Below are 16,571 nucleotides of genomic sequence, written 5' to 3'. Positions count from 1 at the left end.
GTGACCCGTGAGCACGGGGTGAGGTGAGATATGCCCCCGGCGCCCCCGGACCTCGCGGGACGGCGCACGCGCCGGGAACGAGGCGGGCGGCCGGACGATGGTAGGCGCTGCGGGGACACGTTTCCCGCCTTTCGTCGAATCCGGTATTCAACAGCCTCCCAGTTTGGCTTTTTATGCAAATAGCCTCACTTCTCCATTTTTCTACGAATACAGTCCAGCTTTGTCGGACGGCGCCCCCTTCTCGGAAGGGCGGAGGAGAGTGGACGGGGTGGCTCACAGCCATGGATCCGATCGGTGACGATCTGCTCAGCACCATCAAGCCCGAGATCGGGTACCGGGAGGGGTCCGGCCAGCACAGCAAGTTCGGCGAGTGGTACGCGGTCAACGTCGCCCAGGACCCGCAGTACAAAACGGCCCCCTGGTGCGCGATGTTCATCGCCTGGGCGGCGGAGAAGGCGGGCGTGCGGGAGTACGTCGGGCAGTTCGCCTGGACCCCGTCGCAGGCCCGCTGGTTCGAGACCAACGACGCGTGGACACGGACGCCGGAGCCGGGGGCCCTGGTCTTCTTCGACTGGTCCGGCGGCAAGGACATCAAGGGCATCGACCACGTCGGCATCGTGGAGAGTGTGAACGGTGGAACGATCCACACCATCGAGGGAAACGTCGACCGGGTCTGGCTGAAGCGCAAAACCCGCGACCAGAGCAAGGTCGTCGGCTACGGGCTGCCGCGCAAGGTCAAGGAGAAGCTCACGGCCGTCCCGGGCAAGGAGGAGGCCGCCCCGCCGGTGGCCGGGCGGATCGAGGTCCGCCCGGCGCTCGCCCCGGGCGCGACGACCCCGCCCAGCGCGCCTGGAACGCTCCCGGTCTCCATGGAGACCGCGGCGATCGCCGGACTGCTCACCTTCATCCTCGGCACGACGTTCGTCCTGTCCCGGCTGCGTCCCCGCGTCTCGGCGGGACGGCACCGCAGGAGGGGCGGGCGTCGGGAACGGGCCGACCTGTGGACCGGCATGGCGTATCCGGTCTCGGAGACGCTCCCCCGCGCGCAGACGCCCCCGGCCTGGACGACGCTCCCCCAGGCCGAGCCGTCCCAGCCGTCCCAGCCGGGCGTGCCGGACAGGCCCGCGCCCCGGATGCGCGAGACGCTCCGCGTGAGCAGGCCGAGCTGGGCGTGCGAGCCGTACCGCGCGGGCCTCCCGAAGCGCGCCGTCGTCACCGGGACCCCCGGCCGTACCGGCGCGCGGACCGACGAAACGGACCTCGGGGCGACGGCGCGGCGCGGCGCGCCGGAGACGCGCGAGGGCGAGGAGGCGCGGGCCGCGTGACCGGTCCCGGCCAGGACGCGCCGGGCCGTACGGGATCGGCCGGGATCGGGCGGCGACGGCGGGTTGCCTAATAAGGTTAGGCAAAGCTAAGTTGCTGGGGACGGCATTCCCCCAGCGAAGGCGGCACGATGACAGCGGGCGGCGAGCAGACCCTTGAGCGCGCGGCGGAGGTTCCGGCCTACCGCGGCCACCAAGCGCAGGTCGTGCGGACGGTGCGGCTCAGCCCGAACTTCCTCCGGGTCACCTTCGGCGGCGAGGAGCTGGCCGACTTCGCCGACAAGGGCCTCGACCAGCGGATCAAGGTGATCTTCCCGCTGCCGGACGGCAGCATCACCCCCCTGGGCAGGGGCGACGACTGGTACCAGCGGTGGCGGGCGCTCCCCGACGAGCTGCGCAACCCGATCCGCACCTACACCGCGCGGGCCGTGCGGCCCGAGCTGCGCGAAGTCGACATCGACTTCGTCCTGCACGGCGAGACCGGCCCCGCCTCCCGGTGGGCGACCCGCGTCTCCCCCGGTGACCAGGTCGTGGTGGTCGGCCCCAACGCCGCCTATCCCGGCTTCATCGGCGGCCAGGAGTGGGCCCCGCCCGCCGGGGCGTCGCACCTGCTGCTGGCCGGGGACGAGACGGCCGTGCCCGCCATCGCCACGATCGTCGAGTCGCTCTCCGGCTCCGTGCGCGCCACCGCGCTGCTGGAGGTCCCCGAGGCCGCCGACGCGCTCGCGCTCGACGTCCGTCCGGGCGTGGAGGTCACCTGGCTGCCCCGCGAGGGGGCCCGCCACGGCGACCTGCTCGTCCCGGCCGTACGCGACGTCCTGGCCGGGCTCACCGCCGCTCCCGCCGACACCGGCGCCGCGAGCCCGCTGGAGGACGTCGACGTCGACGAGGAGATCCTCTGGGAGGTCCCCGAGTCCCCCGAGTCCTCGGAGTCCTCAGGGGGCGGCGGCCTGTACGCCTGGCTGGCGGGCGAGGCGGGCATGGTCAAACTGCTGCGCCGCCACCTGGTGCAGGAGGTGGGCGTCGACCGCTCCTCGGTGGCCTTCATGGGCTACTGGCGGCTGGGACGCTCGGAGAGCGACTGAACGGGCGGCACCGGCCCCCGGACGACCCCGATGACCCCCGATGACCCCCGATGACGCTGCCGCCGCCGGGTGGCCTTTGCCTCCGGCGGCGGAAAACCTGCCGACTCCTTGACGCGGGACAGAACCGGACAGGCGCCCCGGACACATAGCTTGAGGGCGTAAGGTGCCCTGCTCGCGACGTGAGAAGGCCAGCATGACAGCAGCGGAATCCGCTCGTCAGGACCCGGCGGGCGCCCCCGGATACCGGCCCATCGCCGACCACGGGCTCATCGGCGACCTGCACACCGTGGCGCTGGTGGACACCGGCGGCACCATCGTCTGGTACTGCTGCCCGCGCTTCGACGCGCCCAGCGTGTTCGGCTCGATCCTGGACGCGGAGCGGGGCGGGTCGTTCGAGCTGCGCGCGGACGCCCCGGCCAGGACCAGGCAGTTCTACTTCCCCGACACCAACGTACTGATCACCCGCTTCTCCGCCGCCGACGGGGTGGGTGAGGTCCAGGACTTCATGCCGATCGTCGGCGACACGCGCGACGGCGCCAGGCACCGGCTGATCCGGCGGGTGAGGTGCGTCCGAGGGGCGCTGTCGTTCCGGGCGCGGGTGGCGCCGAGGTTCGACTACGGCAGGCAGGCCCACGTCCTGAGCATGCACCGGGACCGGGCGGTCTTCGAGTCGCCGTCGCTGTCCCTCACCCTGTTCTCCAGCGTCACCCTGGAGGCGGACGGCCAGGACGTGCGCTCGGAGTTCAAACTCAGCGAGGGCGAGTGCGCGGTGTTCGCCCTCGACAGGTTCGGCGACGACGTGGCGCTGCGCTCGTGCCCGATCGAGGAGGCCGAGCAGGAGTTCGCCGCGACCGTGGCGTACTGGCGCCACTGGCTGTCCTCGTCACGCTACCGGGGCCGGTGGCGGGAGATGGTCCACCGGTCCGCGCTGACGCTGAAGCTCCTCACGTACGCGCCGACCGGCGGGATCGTGGCCGCCGCGACGACCAGCCTGCCCGAGCAGGTCGGCGGGGAGCGCAACTGGGACTACCGCTACGTCTGGATCCGCGACTCGGCGTTCTGCGTGTACGCGCTGCTGCGGCTGGGCTTCGGCGAGGAGGCCGAGGCGTTCATGGGCTTCCTGTCCAAACACGTCAGCCGCGACGGCGGCGGCGCCTCCGGTCCCCTGCAGATCATGTACGGCATCGACGGGCGCACCGAGCTGCCCGAGATCGAGCTGTCCCACCTCGAGGGCTACCAGGGCTCGGCCCCGGTACGCGTCGGGAACGCCGCCGTGGACCAGCTCCAGCTGGACATCTACGGCGCCCTCCTCGACTCCGTCTACCTCTACGACAAGTGGCACCAGCCGATCTCCAGCGCCCTCTGGGACGACGTCCACCTCCTGGTCGACTGGGTCTGCGACAACTGGGACCAGCCCGACGAGGGCGTGTGGGAGACGCGCGGCGGGCGCAAGGACTTCGTCTACTCGCGGCTGATGTGCTGGGTGGCGATCGAACGGGCCATGCGGATGGCCGCCCACCGCGGGCTGCCCGCCGACACCCCGCGCTGGCAGCTGGCCCGCGACGCGATCTACCGGCAGATCATGCGGCACGGCTGGTCGGAGGAGCTGCGGGCGTTCGTCCAGCACTTCGACGACGACGTCCTCGACTCCTCGGTGCTGATGATGCCGATGGCGAAGTTCGTCTCCCCCACCGACCCGAAGTGGCTCTCCACCCTCGACGCGCTCGGCGCGAACCTGGTGTCCGACTCGCTGGTCTACCGCTACGACCCCGCGGTCAGCCCGGACGGGCTGCGCGGGGAGGACGGCACGTTCTCGATCTGCTCGTTCTGGTACGTCGAGGGGCTCACCCGCGCCGGGCGCCTGGACGAGGCACGGCTGGCGTTCGAGAAGATGCTCACGTACGCCAACCACCTCGGCCTGTACGCCGAGGAGATCGGGCAGACCGGCGAGCAGCTCGGTAACTTCCCGCAGGCCTTCACCCACCTCGCACTGATCAGCGCGGCGTTCAACCTCGACCACGCCCTGGGCTGAGGAGCCCCCGCGCCCCCTGCCCGAGGACGTTCCACGCCTGGCGGCCGGCGGACCCGGACGGCCACCTCTACCCGTGGGTGGACCTCGACAGGACCGGCGCCTGGTGCCGTCGGCTCAATACGGCGGGCTCAATCAGCGGATATCCACCCAGAACGTTTTCGATCATCCCAGCCGGATAGAGAAGACCCCAGCAGCACGACCACAACGGGGCCCGATTACTTCGGGGGCGAAGGGGATTGACATGACAGATCGCCGATCTCGTTTATGGCGATACGGCCTTCTCGGCATCATCGACATCAAGGATCCCCGACGTGCTTTGTGGCGAGCGGGTCTTCTCGGTCTCGCGGCAGGTGTTGTCGCGGGTGTCCTGGCAGGATTCCTCTCCGTATGGCTCGGCCCCCTCGGTTCCGAATCGGGGGACGTCGCCTTCGACTGGCGGGGCGCCGTCATCTACACGCTCTTCATGAGTCCGACGTTCGCCCTTCTCTTCGTCTTCCTCATGAGCAGACGCCTGAAGGCGGCCAAGAAGACGCAGCGATCGCCTTCTTCGTAGTGGGCCGGCCGCCGGAGCGGGTGGGGCCTCGGGTCAGGCGCCGTCCTCCAGGTCTCCCTCGGACTTGAGGTAGACCTCCTGGAGGTCGCGCAGGATGGCGGGGTCGGGGTGCTCCCACATGCCCCGGTTGGCCGCCTCCAGCAGCCGCTCGGCGATGCCGTGCAGTGCCCACGGGTTGGACCGGGCCATGAACGCCTGGTTCTCCGGGTCCAGCACGTAGGTCGCGGCCAGTTTGTCGTACATCCAGTCGGCGACGACGCCGGTGGTGGCGTCGTAGCCAAACAGGTAGTCGACGGTGGCGGCCAGCTCGAAGGCGCCCTTGTAGCCGTGCCTGCGCATCGCGGCCAGCCAGCGGGGGTTGACCACCCGGGCACGGAAGATCCTGGATGTCTCCTCGGAAAGCGTCCGGGTGCGGACCGCGTCCGGCCTGGTGCTGTCGCCGATGTAGGCGGCCGGTGCCTTGCCGGTGAGCGCCCGGACGGTGGCGATCATGCCGCCGTGGTACTGGAAGTAGTCGTCGGAGTCGGCGATGTCGTGCTCGCGGGTGTCGACGTTCTTGGCCGCCACGGCGATCCTGCGGTAGGCCGTCTCCATGTCCTGCCTGGCGGGGACGCCGTCGACGCCCCGGCCGTAGGCGAAGCCGCCCCAGACCGCGTAAACCTCGGCCAGGTCGGCGTCGTCTCGCCAGTTGCGGCTGTCGATCAGCGGCAGCAGCCCGGCCCCGTAGGCGCCCGGCCGCGAGCCGAAGATCCGCATGGTGGCCCTGCGCTCGTCGCCGTGGGTCGCCTGGTCGGCGAGCACGTGCGCCCGCACGTAGTTGAGCTCCTCGGGCTCCTCCAGCCCGGCCGCGAGCCGTACGGCGTCGTCCAGCATCGCCACCACGTGCGGGAAGGCGTCACGGAAGAAGCCGCTGATCCTGACGGTGACGTCCACGCGCGGGCGACCCAGCTCGGCGGCGGGGATGGGCTCCAGGCCGGTGACGCGGCGCGAGGCCTCGTCCCAGACCGGCCGCACGCCGAGCAGCGCCAGCACCTCGGCGACGTCGTCCCCGGCGGTGCGCATGGCGCTGGTCCCCCAGACCGACAGCCCGACCGAGCGCGGCCAGTCGCCGGTGTCGGCGCGGTAGCGCTCCAGCAGGGACTCGGCCATCGCCTGGCCGGTCTCCCACGCCAGCCTGCTCGGCACGGCCTTGGGGTCGACCGAGTAGAAGTTGCGGCCGGTGGGCAGCACGTTGATCAGCCCGCGCAGCGGCGACCCGCTCGGCCCGGCCGGGACGTAGCCGCCGTCGAGGGCGTGCAGGATCGCGCCGATCTCGTCGGTGGTACGCGCCAGCCGGGGCACGACCTCGACGGCGGCGAACCGCAGGATGCGCTCCACCGTCCCGGCGTCCGCGCCGGGAACGCCGGACGCGTCGGCCGATCCCGCCGGGCCACCCGTGCCGGGACCGCCGCCCTGACCAGTCGTACCGGTTGAACCGGGCCCGTTACCCGAACCGGTCGCACCGGTCGTGCCAGCGCCCGCAGCCCCGGCGGTCGCCCGGCCCAGGACCTCGGCGGCCACCTCCCCCGCCGCCGACGGGTCCCAGTCGCGGTGCTCCATCGCCTCGACCAGGGCGCGCGCCAGGGTCTCGGCCTCGTCGACGCCGATCCGTCCCGCGCTGCCGTCCTCGGCCAGGCCCAGGGCCTCGCGCAGGCCGACGAGCGCCTCGCCGCCCGCCCACATCTGCCGGGCGCGGAGCATGGCCAGCACCAGGTCGACGCGCGGCTGCCCCTCGGGAGCGACCCCCAGCACGTGCAGGCCGTCGCGGATCTGGACGTCCTTGACCTCGCACAGCCAGCCGTCGATGTGCAGCAGGAAGTCGTCGAACTCGGCGTCGTGCGGGCGGTCGGCGACGCCGAGGTCGTGGTCGAGCCTGGCGGCCTGGATGAGCGTCCAGATCTGGGCGCGGATCGCGGGCAGCTTGGCCGGGTCCATCGCCGCGATGGAGGCGTGCTCGTCGAGGAGCTGCTCCAGCCTGGCCATGTCCCCGTAGCTGTCGGCGCGGGCCATCGGCGGGACGAGGTGGTCGACCAGGGTGGCGTGGGCGCGGCGCTTGGCCTGGGTGCCCTCGCCGGGGTCGTTGACGAGGAACGGGTAGATGAGCGGCAGGTCGCCGAGCGCGGCGTCCGGGCCGCAGGAGGCCGACAGGCCCGCGGACTTGCCGGGCAGCCATTCCAGGTTGCCGTGCTTGCCCACGTGGACCACGGCGTGCGCGCCGAAGCCGTCGGCCAGCCAGCGGTAGGCGGCCAGGTAGTGGTGACTGGGCGGCAGGTCGGGGTCGTGGTAGATCGCGATGGGGTTCTCGCCGAAGCCGCGCGGCGGCTGCACCATCACCGTCACGTTGCCGGAGCGCAGCGCGGCCAGCACGATCTCGCCCTCCGGGTCGCGCGACCTGTCCACGAACAGCTCGCCGGGCGCCGGGCCCCAGTGCTCCTCCATCCGGGCGCGCAGGTCCGCAGGAAGGGTGGCGTACCACTCGGCGTACCGGCTCGCCGCGATGCGCACCGGATTCCCGGCGAGTTGCTCCTCGGTGAGCCAGTCCTGGTCCTGCCCGCCCGCGGCGATCAGCGCGTGGATGAGCGCGTCGCCGTCCTGCGCGGTCACCCCGGGCAGCTCGTCCTCGGCGCCGATGTCGTACCCGCGCTCGCGGAGCGCGGCCAGCAGTCGCACCAGGCTGGCCGGGGTGTCCAGGCCGACGGCGTTGCCGATGCGGGCGTGCTTGGTGGGGTAGGCCGACAGCATCAGCACCAGCCGCCGCTCTGCGGGCGGGATGTGCCGCAGCGCGGCGTGGCGCACCGCGATACCCGCCACCCGCGAGGCCCGCTCGGGGTCGGCCACGTAGACGGTGAGCCCGTCCTCGTCGATCTCCTTGAAGGAGAACGGCACCGTGATGATCCGCCCGTCGAACTCGGGGATCGCCACCTGGGTGGCGGCGTCCAGCGGGGACAGGCCGTCGTCGTTCTCCTCCCAGGAGGCCCGGCTGCTCGTCAGGCACAGGCCCTGCAGGATCGGCACGTCCAGCTCGGCGAGCGCGCCGACGTCCCACGCCTCGTCGTCCCCGCCCGCCGACGCGGTCGCCGGGCGGGTGCCGCCCGCGGCGAGCACGGTCACCACCAGCGCGTCCACCGTACGCAGGACCTCCAGCAGGCCGGACTCGGCGGTGCGCAGGGAGGCGCAGTACACCGGCAGCGCCCGCGCCCCCGCGTCCTCGATCGCCGAGCAGAGCGCCTCGACGAAGGCGGTGTTCCCCGCCACGTGGTGGGCCCGGTAGTAGAGCACCCCGACGACGGGGCCGTCCTGGTCGCGGGCCTCGCGCTCCAGCGTCCCCCAGGTGGGGGTGGGCTCGGGCGCGGCGAACCCGTGGCCGGTGAGCAGCAGCGTGTCGGACAGGAAGTGGTGCAGCTCGGTCAGGTTGGCCGGGCCGCCGTGGGCGAGGTAGGCGTGCGCCTCGGCGCAGACCCCGCCGGGCACGGTGGACAGCTCCATCAGCTCGGCGTCCGGCGCCTGCTCGCCGCCGAGGACGACGACGGGCCTGGGTCCGGCGAGCAGGGCGTCCAGGCCCTCCTCCCAGGCGCGGCGCCCGCCGAGCAGGCGGACCACGACCAGGTCGACGTCCTCCAGCAGCGGCGGGAGGTCGGTGGCGGCGAGCCTGGCGGGGTTGCCGAGGCGGTAGCCGGAGCCGCTCGCGCGGGCGCTCAGCAGGTCGGTGTCGGAGGTCGAGAGCAGGAGGATCACGCGCCACACTCCAGGAGAGGCAGGGCGGTACGGCCCAGGGGTGCCACGGCGTGGCGGGGAAACGGCGATGCCACGATGTGACGGGGGAACCGCGATGTCGCGGTACGGCGGGGGAACGGCGAAAAGCGCACGGAGCTTCCTCCCTCGGGGTCCTCGCCCCGGGTCGTCGTCGGCCGCGACGGCTGGAGTCTCCTGGCTCCCGGATCGGTGCTCACCCCGGCCTTCCCGTCCGTCGTCGGACAGTGGCCCGGGTGGGGTTCGCTCCCCGGTTACAGTGGCGGGACCGCGCCGGAATCACACCGGCTTCCTCCCTTTGCCGTCGCCACCGATGACACTACGGCAGTCCGGTTCGATGCAAGAAACTGGCGTTAACATCCTCTGAGTGTCCATTGCCGACTTTTCCGGACGATCACGACTCGACGCGTGTCCCGGGGCTCTCCAGGTCCACGCCGCCGCGGACGGCGGCCTGGCCCGCGTCCGCGTGCCCGGAGGCCGCCTCACCCCCTCCCAGCTGCGCGAGCTCGCCGACGCCGCCTCCGCGTACGGCGGCGGTGTCATCGAGCTGACCTCCCGCGCGAACGTCCAGGTGCGCGGCCTCGGCCCGGAGAATCCGGACGGCGGTGCGGGCGGCGGGTTCGCCGCCCGGATGGCGGGGGCGGGCCTGCTGCCCTCGGCGACGCACGAGCGGATCCGCAACATCCTCGCCTCCCCGCTGACCGGGCTGACCGGGCTCGCGGAGCTGACCGGGCTCGTGGGGCGTGCCGGGCCGACCGATGCGTACGGTCCGGGCGGTGCGGAGCACCGGGGTCATCCGGGCCGTCCGGGCGGCGGCCCGATCGTCGACGTCACCCCGCTCATCGGCGAGCTGGACCGGCGGCTGTGCGCCCGGCCCGCCCTCGCCGCCCTGCCGGGGCGGTTCATGTTCGCCCTCGACGACGGCCGGGGGGACGTGGCCGGTCTGGGGGCGGACGCCGGGATCCTGCCGACGGGGCCGGACGAGGTCGCGCTGATCCTCGCCGGAACCGACACCGGTCTGCGCGTCCCGCTGGACGGAGCCGTGACCGCCCTGCTCGCCGCCGCCGGGGCGTTCCTCGACGAGCTGACCACCCGGGACGTCACCGCCTGGCGGATCGCCGAACTCCCCGACGGCCCCTCCCTGATCGCCGCCCGCGTGCGAACCGCCCTGGGGATCCCCGGCACGGCCCCCTTCGAACCGGTGAGCCTCCGGGTCGTGACGCTCGGCCCTGTCGGGGTCATCGGGAGCGCGGGCATGACCGAACCCGGAGTCGAAGTCGGTGTCGAGGGAGGCGAGGGAGGAGACGCGCGGGTCGCGCTCGGGGTGGCGGTCCCGCTGGGGCGGTTGACCTCCGCGTCGGCCCGGCTGCTCGCGGACGTCGCCTCCGGCGGGGAGATCCGGCTCACGCCGTGGCGGGGCGTGGTCCTGCCCGGCCTGGAGCGCGCCGAGGTCGCGGGCACGGCGGCCCGGCTGGAGGCCGCCGGGCTGGTCGTCGACCCCGCCTCCCTGTGGGTCGGCGTGACGGCCTGCACCGGCCGCCCCGGCTGCGCCAAGTCCCTGGCCGACGTCCAGGCCGACGCGGCCACCGCCATCGGCCTGACCCCGCCGCCGTCCCTGCCACCACCATCCGTGGCCCTGCCATCCACGGTCCCTCCGTCCGGAAGCGACTCTTCCGGAAGCGGGCCGCCGGTGGCCCCGCCGTCCGGGAGCGGGCCGGGCACCGATACGCTCCCCGTGCACTGGGCGGGCTGCGCCAGGCGCTGCGGTCGCCCGAGGGGGCGGGTCGCGGACGTGGTCGCCACCGGCGACGGCTACCGCCTGGAACTGGACGGCACCGGCCTGACCTGCTCCGGCATCGAGGAGACCGCGGCCGCGGTGGCGGCCGCCAGAGGGGAACTGTGATCGACTACGTCCGCGACGGCGCGGAGATCTACCGCCGCTCCTTCGCCACCATCCGCGCGGAGGCCGACCTGGACGGCCTGCCCGCCGACGTCGCCCGGGTCGCGGTCCGCATGATCCATGCCTGCGGGATGGTCGACCTGGTGAGCGATCTGCGCTGGTCGCCCGGTGTCGTGGCCTCGGCGCGCGAGGCGCTCCTCGCGGGCGCCCCGGTGCTCTGCGACGCGCAGATGGTCGCCTCCGGGGTGACCCGGCGCCGTCTCCCCGCGGGCAACGAGGTGGTCTGCACCCTCGGCGACCCCCGGGTGCCGGAACTCGCCGCGGAGCTGGGCACCACCCGCAGCGCCGCCGCGCTGGAGCTGTGGCGCGACAGGCTTCAGGGCTCGGTGGTCGCGATCGGCAACGCGCCGACCGCGCTGTTCCGGCTGCTGGAGATGGTCGAGGAGGGCGCGGGCCGCCCGGCCGCCGTACTCGGCGTCCCGGTCGGCTTCATCGGCGCCGCCGAGTCCAAGCAGGCCCTCGCCGAGCACCCGGCGAACCTTGAGTACCTGGTCGTGAACGGACGCCGGGGCGGAAGCGCGATGACCGCCGCCGCGGTTAACGCGATGGCGAGTGAGGAAGAGTGAGCGACGACGTGACCGGACGGCTGTGGGGCGTGGGGCTCGGACCCGGCGACCCCGAACTGGTGACCGTCAAGGCCGCCCGCCTGATCGGCCAGGCGGACGTGATCGCCTTCCACAGTGCCCGCCACGGCCGGAGCATCGCCCGCTCGGTGGCCGCCCCCTACCTGCGGGAGGGGCAGGTCGAGGAGGCGCTCATCTACCCGCTCACCACCGAGACCACCGACCACCCGGGCGGCTACCAGGGGGCGATCGACGACTTCTACGCCGCCTGCGCGGTGCGGCTCGCGGCCCATCTGGACGCCGGGCGCGACGTCGTGGTGCTGTGCGAGGGCGACCCGCTCTTCTACGGCTCGTACATGCACATGCACAAGCGCCTGTCGCACCGCTACGTCACCGAGGTCGTGCCGGGGGTGACGTCGGTGAGCGGCGCCTCGGCGGTCCTGGGGCGCCCGCTGGTCGAGCGGGACGAGGTCCTGACCGTGCTGCCGGGGACGCTCCCGGCCGAGGTGCTCGCCGAGCGCCTGGCGGCCACCGACTCGGCGGCGGTGCTGAAACTCGGCCGTACGTTCACCAAGGTCCGCGACGCGCTCGCCGAGGCCGGGCGGCTCGACGAGGCGTGGTACGTCGAGCGCGCCACCACCGGGCAGCAGCGCATCGCCCCCCTCGCCGAGGTCGACCCCGGCAGCGTCCCGTACTTCTCGCTGGCGCTCGTCCCGAGCCCCGTCAACGCGGCGAGTCCCGCGCCCGCCGCCGAAACCGGGACACCAGGTGACGTGAGCGCGCGCGGCGAGGTGGTCGTGGTGGGGCTCGGCCCCGCCGGGCGGCCGTGGCTGACCCCGGAGGCGCAGGAGGCGCTGGCCGGTGTCGACGAGCTCGTCGGGTACGGCCCCTACCTGGACCGCGTCCCGCCCAACCCGCGCCAGCGCCGCCACCCCACCGACAACCGGGTGGAGGCCGAACGGGCCGCGCACGCGCTGGAGCTGGCCGCGGCCGGGTCGAGGGTGGCCGTGGTCTCCTCGGGCGACCCCGGGGTGTTCGCGATGGCCAGCGCGGTGCTGGAGGTGGCGTGCGAGCCGAGGTTCGCGGACGTGCCGGTACGGGTGCTGCCCGGCCTGACCGCGGCGCACGCGGTGGCCAGCAGGGCCGGTGCGCCCCTCGGCCACGACTACTGCGTGCTGTCGCTGTCGGACCTGCTCAAGCCCTGGGAGGTGGTCGCCGAACGGATCGGCGCCGCGGCGAAGGCCGACCTCGTCCTGGCGATCTACAACCCGGCATCGAAGAGCCGTACCTGGCAGGTGGCCGCCGCGCGGGACCTGCTGCTGGAGCACCGGGCGCCGGAGACCCCCGTAGTCGTCGGCCGCGACGTCGGCGGGCCCCGGGAGAGCATGACCGTCACCACCCTCGGTGACCTGGACCCCGACACGGTCGACATGCGCTGCCTGCTGCTGGTGGGCTCCTCCACCACGCGGGTGGCCGAGCGGGGTGACGGCGGCCGGGTGGTGTTCACCCCCCGCCGCTACCCCGCGTGACCCGCCGGGCCGACCGCGCGAGCACGGCGGCAAAGGTGGAGGAGGGCTACTCCGGGAGGTTTCCACGACACCGGCGGCGGGTGAATGAGCCGGCGTGTCGTTCGATCCCCCGTCGCGGGACCGTCGTGGCGACCGGCTCCGGCGGCTCAAGCCGGTTCCCGCCCGCCGGGGCCGGTCACGGTCTCCAGCCAGGCGAGCGCGGCCTCGACGGTCTCCACCGAGGCCACCCCCTCGGGCGGGGGCGGACGGCGTACGATCACGACCGGCAGCCCCAGCTCGCGGGCGGCCAGTAGCTTCGCGGTGGTCATCTCACCGCCGCTGTCCTTGGTGACCAGCACCTGCACCCGGTGCTCGCGCATCAGCGCCAGCTCCCCGTCCACCGTGAACGGCCCCCGGCTGAGCAGCACCTCCAGGCGTCGCGGGACGAGCGGTCCCGGCATGTCCACCGAGCGGGCCAGGAACCACTGGCCGTCGAGTCCGGCGAAGACCGGCAGGCTGCGGCGTCCCGTGGTGAGGAACACCCGCTCCCCCAGCGAGGGCAGCAGCTCGGCGGCGGCCTCCAGGGAGGGCACCCAGCGCCAGTCGTCGCCGGGAGCCGCCCGCCAGCCGGGCCGCCGCAGGATCAGCAGCGGCAGGCCGGTGCGGGCCGCCGCCTCGACCGCCGAGGCGGTCATCCTGGCCGCGAACGGGTGCGTGGCGTCCACGACGGCGTGGACGCCGTGCTCCGCCAACCACGCCGCGAGCCCGCCGGGGCCGCCGAAACCCCCCTCGCGCACCTCCCCCACCGGCAGCTTCGGGTCGCGTACCCGGCCCGCCAGCGAGGACACCACGCGCGTCCGCGGGCGGTCGGCGAGCGCGGCGGCGAGCCGCCTGGCCTCGTCGGTGCCGCCCAGTATCAGGACGTTCAACGTGTTCGGCGCGTTCGGCGTGTTCGGCACACCGTCACCTCGGGGCGCGGGGTCAGTCACGGCAGCGGGCGGCCGAGTACAGGTGGCTGTCGGGAAACTCCGAGGCGGTCAGCACGCGGCCGACGACGATCACCGCGGTACGGAGGATCCCCGCCTCGCGGACCTGCCCGGCGATGTCGCCCAGGGTGCCGCGCAGGATCACCTCGTCGTCGCGGCTGGCCCTGGCCACCACGGCCACCGGGCAGTCGGCGCCGTAGTTGGGGACGAGCTCCGCCGCGACGGCCTCGATACGCTGCACCGCCAGATGCAGGACCATCGTGGCCCGGCTGCGGCCGAGCGTGCCGAGGTCCTCGCCCTCGGGCATGGGGGTGGCGCGCACCGCGGTGCGGGTCAGCACGACCGTCTGCCCCACCCCCGGCACGGTCAGCTCGCGCCGCAGCGACGCCGCGGCGGCGGCGAAGGCGGGCACGCCCGGGATCACCTCGTACGGCACCCCCTCGGCGTCCAGCCTCCGCATCTGCTCGGCCATCGCGCTGAACACCGACGGGTCGCCGGAGTGCAGCCTGGCCACGTCGTGCCCGGCCCCGTGGGCGGCGACCATCTCCGCGACGATCTCCTCCAGGGCCATCCTCGCGGTGTCGACGAGCCGCGCGCCCGGCGGGCACGACTCCAGCAACTCGGCCGGGACCAGCGACCCGGCGTACAGGCACACCGGCGCGGACGCGATCGCCCGCTGACCCCGCACGGTGATGAGATCCGCGGCGCCCGGCCCGGCACCGACGAAACGTACCGTCATCGTGTCTCCTCCGGGACGGGCGGCTTGACCGCGGTCCAGATCGTGACGGGCATCATGGGCCGCCAGCCGGTGAACGCGCCGACCGGGGCGGCCCTGCTGACCGCGAGCCGGACCATGCCGCCGCCGAGCCTGCCGTGCCAGAGGGCGAGGACCGCCTCGGACTCGACGGTCACCGCGTTGGCCACCAGCCTGCCGCCCGGCCGCAGCGCCTCCCAGCACGCCTCCACCATCCCGGGAACGGTCACCCCGCCGCCGACGAAGACCGCGTCGGGCCGCTCCAGCCCGGCGAGCGCGGCGGGCGCGGCACCGGTCACCACGCCGAGACCGGGAACCCCCAGCCCCGCGGCGTTGCGGGCGACCGCGGCCGCCCTCGCCGGGTGGGACTCCACCGCGACGGCCCGGTTGTCCGGGTGCGCGCGCATCCACTCGATGCCGATGCTGCCCGCGCCCGCGCCGACGTCCCACAGCAGCTGCCCGGGGACGGGCGCCAGCCGGGACAGGGTGACCGCGCGCACCTCGCTCTTGGTGAGCTGGCCGTCGTGCTCGTACGCCTCGTCGGGCAGGCCGGGCAGGCGGGGCAGCGGAACGGTCCCGGCGTCGGCGCGGCACTCCACGGCGACGACGTTGAGATCGTGGGTCACGGGCGGGGACCAGGTGGCGGCCGTACCGGAGAGCAGGCGTTCCCCGGCACCGCCCAGCCGTTCCAGGACCGTCATCGGGCTCGCGCCGTAGCCTCGGGCGGTGAGCAGCCCGGCGACCCGGGCCGGGGTGCGCCCGTCGGCACTGAGGACCAGGACGCGGCGGCCGTCGTGGACGACCGGGTGCAACACCTCGGCGGGCCGCGCCACGAGGCTGACCACCTCGACCCGGTCGGCCGCCCACCCGAGCCTGGCGCAGGCCAGGGAGACCGACGACGGGTGCGGCAGGACCCGCACCCGGTCGGCGCCGAGCAGCCGCACCAGGGTCGTGCCGATGCCGTGGAACATGGGGTCGCCGCTGGCCAGCACGCACACCCTGCGCCCCCGGTGGGAGGCGATCAGCGCGGGCAGGGCCGGGAGCAGCGGTGAGGGCCAGACGACACGCTCGGCACCGGGCCCGGCACCGTACTCGCCACCGGGGTCGATGCCGGACTGGTCACCGGGCTCGCCACCGTGCGTACCACCGGGTCCGGTGCCGGGCTGGTCACCGGGGTCAATGCCGGGGTCGGTGCCGGGCTGGTCACTGGGCTCGCCACCGTACGCGTCACCGGGCTCGGCGCCGAGGTCGGGGACGAGTCCCAGCTGCCGGGCGCCGCCCATCAGGACCTCGGCGGCGCGCAGCTCGCGCCGTGCCGCCTCGGAGAGACCGGCCCAGCCGTCGTCGCCGATCCCGACGACGACGACGACGGGACCGGCCGCCGTGGTGGCGGGGTCAGACATTGCCCAGCACCCGGGTGACGCGGATCTCGACCACGACGCGGGCGGGGTTCTCCCGGGCCGCGCGGTAGCGCTCGGCGTAGCGACGCTCGGCGTCGGCGACCGATTCGGGGTCGGTACGGATCACCGCGCGCCCCTCCAGGGTCGACCAGCGCCTCCCGTCCACCTGGCAGACCGCGACGGCCGCCCCCTCGTCCCCCGCCGCGAGCACGTGGCGGACCTTGTGCGAGCCACCCGAGGTGATCACCCTGGCGATCCCCGAGTCAGCGTCCAGCGTCACCCCCACCGGGACGACGTGCGGCGTGCCGTCGGCGCGCACGGTGGTCATCGTGCACAGGTGACGCTCCCGCCAGAACGCGCGGAGTCCCTCCCCGAGATCCTTCAACAGCCAGCCCTTCCCCGATGCCGTTCTACCGGGCGACATGGTAGCCCCGGACCGCGTCCATCGCTGGAACCGGCCACCGGCCGGTCGCCACGGCCGCACGAAGACCCGGCACGCTCCGCTACTCGCGCGCCGCGCTCCCCCTCCCCCCGGAGCGGAGCCCCTCGCCGAAGGCATCTCTCCAATGGCCCTTTGGAATCCCAACCCAATGGTTGGCGAACCCGCCGTCGCCCCCAC

12 protein-coding genes and 1 riboswitch are annotated in these 16,571 nt (G+C 73.8%); of the genes, 7 read left to right on the top strand and 5 right to left on the bottom strand.

What is annotated here, in order from left to right:
* The first annotated feature begins 281 nt into the window (after positions 1-281).
* The 4 genes from ABD817_RS20925 (at position 282) to ABD817_RS20910 (ending at position 4,992) form a co-directional block, all read left to right on the top strand.
* The gene (locus ABD817_RS20925) at positions 282-1,325 is read left to right on the top strand and encodes a CHAP domain-containing protein (RefSeq protein WP_344919721.1); all 1,044 of its coding nucleotides are present in this window, start codon (positions 282-284) and stop codon (positions 1,323-1,325) included.
* Positions 1,326-1,453: 128 nt separating this feature from the next.
* A complete protein-coding gene (locus ABD817_RS20920) occupies positions 1,454-2,407 on the top strand; it encodes a siderophore-interacting protein (protein WP_344919720.1) in 954 nt (317 codons plus the stop codon).
* A gap of 193 nt (positions 2,408-2,600) precedes the next feature.
* Entirely contained in the window at positions 2,601-4,439 is a 1,839-nt protein-coding gene (locus ABD817_RS20915; protein ID WP_344919719.1) for a glycoside hydrolase family 15 protein, read from the top strand.
* A 241-nt stretch (positions 4,440-4,680) separates the two neighbouring features.
* Positions 4,681-4,992 (top strand): hypothetical protein, encoded by a 312-nt coding sequence (locus ABD817_RS20910; RefSeq protein ID WP_344919718.1) that lies wholly within the window; start codon positions 4,681-4,683, stop codon positions 4,990-4,992.
* 33 nt (positions 4,993-5,025) lie between these two features.
* On the opposite strand, the gene cobN is transcribed toward ABD817_RS20910, so the two are convergent.
* Positions 5,026-8,766: a cobaltochelatase subunit CobN gene (cobN, locus tag ABD817_RS20905; protein ID WP_425583393.1), complete on the bottom strand. Its 3,741-nt coding sequence runs from the start codon at positions 8,764-8,766 to the stop codon at positions 5,026-5,028.
* Between the two features lie 163 nt (positions 8,767-8,929).
* Positions 8,930-9,102: riboswitch (cobalamin riboswitch) on the bottom strand.
* A gap of 46 nt (positions 9,103-9,148) precedes the next feature.
* On the opposite strand from cobN, the gene ABD817_RS20900 reads away from it, so the two are divergent.
* From ABD817_RS20900 to ABD817_RS20890, 3 genes are read left to right on the top strand one after another with little or no spacing between them, the layout of a single operon-like run.
* On the top strand, positions 9,149-10,684 hold the full coding sequence (locus ABD817_RS20900) for a precorrin-3B synthase (RefSeq protein WP_344919716.1): 1,536 nt from the start codon (positions 9,149-9,151) through the stop codon (positions 10,682-10,684).
* Positions 10,681-11,307 (top strand): precorrin-8X methylmutase, encoded by a 627-nt coding sequence (locus ABD817_RS20895; RefSeq protein WP_344919715.1) that lies wholly within the window; start codon positions 10,681-10,683, stop codon positions 11,305-11,307. The genes ABD817_RS20900 and ABD817_RS20895 overlap by 4 nt, the downstream gene beginning before the upstream one ends.
* An 8-nt stretch (positions 11,308-11,315) precedes the next feature.
* Positions 11,316-12,833, top strand: coding sequence for a precorrin-2 C(20)-methyltransferase (locus ABD817_RS20890; RefSeq protein WP_344919827.1), 1,518 nt, complete (start codon positions 11,316-11,318; stop codon positions 12,831-12,833).
* A 146-nt stretch (positions 12,834-12,979) separates the two neighbouring features.
* On the opposite strand, the gene ABD817_RS20885 is transcribed toward ABD817_RS20890, so the two are convergent.
* Genes ABD817_RS20885 through ABD817_RS20870 form a run of 4 tightly spaced genes read right to left on the bottom strand, consistent with a single transcriptional unit; the run spans position 12,980 to position 16,376 of the window.
* The gene (locus ABD817_RS20885) at positions 12,980-13,771 is read right to left on the bottom strand and encodes a cobalt-precorrin-6A reductase (protein ID WP_344919714.1); all 792 of its coding nucleotides are present in this window, start codon (positions 13,769-13,771) and stop codon (positions 12,980-12,982) included.
* A 22-nt stretch (positions 13,772-13,793) separates the two neighbouring features.
* Positions 13,794-14,537 (bottom strand): precorrin-4 C(11)-methyltransferase, encoded by a 744-nt coding sequence (cobM, locus tag ABD817_RS20880; RefSeq protein WP_344919713.1) that lies wholly within the window; start codon positions 14,535-14,537, stop codon positions 13,794-13,796.
* Positions 14,534-15,955, bottom strand: coding sequence for a precorrin-6y C5,15-methyltransferase (decarboxylating) subunit CbiE (cbiE, locus tag ABD817_RS20875; RefSeq protein WP_344919712.1), 1,422 nt, complete (start codon positions 15,953-15,955; stop codon positions 14,534-14,536). The genes cobM and cbiE overlap by 4 nt, the downstream gene beginning before the upstream one ends.
* Entirely contained in the window at positions 15,948-16,376 is a 429-nt protein-coding gene (locus tag ABD817_RS20870; protein WP_344919711.1) for a pyridoxamine 5'-phosphate oxidase family protein, read from the bottom strand. Before ABD817_RS20870 ends, cbiE begins: the two co-directional genes overlap by 8 nt.
* Positions 16,377-16,571: the final 195 nt, after the last annotated feature.

This window comes from Streptosporangium oxazolinicum, assembly GCF_039537505.1.
Classification (GTDB): Bacteria; Actinomycetota; Actinomycetes; order Streptosporangiales; family Streptosporangiaceae; genus Streptosporangium; species Streptosporangium oxazolinicum.
Note: the sequence above shows the minus strand (reverse complement) of the source record. Positions and strands in the feature narration are given on the sequence as shown.

Excerpts from the sequence above, each read along its gene's own strand:
- cobM (WP_344919713.1), bottom strand. The coding sequence starts at position 14,537 with ATGACGGTACGTTTCGTCGGTGCCGGGCCGGGCGCCGCGGATCTCATC.
- ABD817_RS20920 (WP_344919720.1), top strand. The coding sequence starts at position 1,454 with ATGACAGCGGGCGGCGAGCAGACCCTTGAGCGCGCGGCGGAGGTTCCG.
- ABD817_RS20870 (WP_344919711.1), bottom strand. The coding sequence starts at position 16,376 with ATGTCGCCCGGTAGAACGGCATCGGGGAAGGGCTGGCTGTTGAAGGAT.
- cbiE (WP_344919712.1), bottom strand. The coding sequence starts at position 15,955 with ATGTCTGACCCCGCCACCACGGCGGCCGGTCCCGTCGTCGTCGTCGTC.
- ABD817_RS20910 (WP_344919718.1), top strand. The coding sequence starts at position 4,681 with ATGACAGATCGCCGATCTCGTTTATGGCGATACGGCCTTCTCGGCATC.
- ABD817_RS20915 (WP_344919719.1), top strand. The coding sequence starts at position 2,601 with ATGACAGCAGCGGAATCCGCTCGTCAGGACCCGGCGGGCGCCCCCGGA.
- ABD817_RS20925 (WP_344919721.1), top strand. The coding sequence starts at position 282 with ATGGATCCGATCGGTGACGATCTGCTCAGCACCATCAAGCCCGAGATC.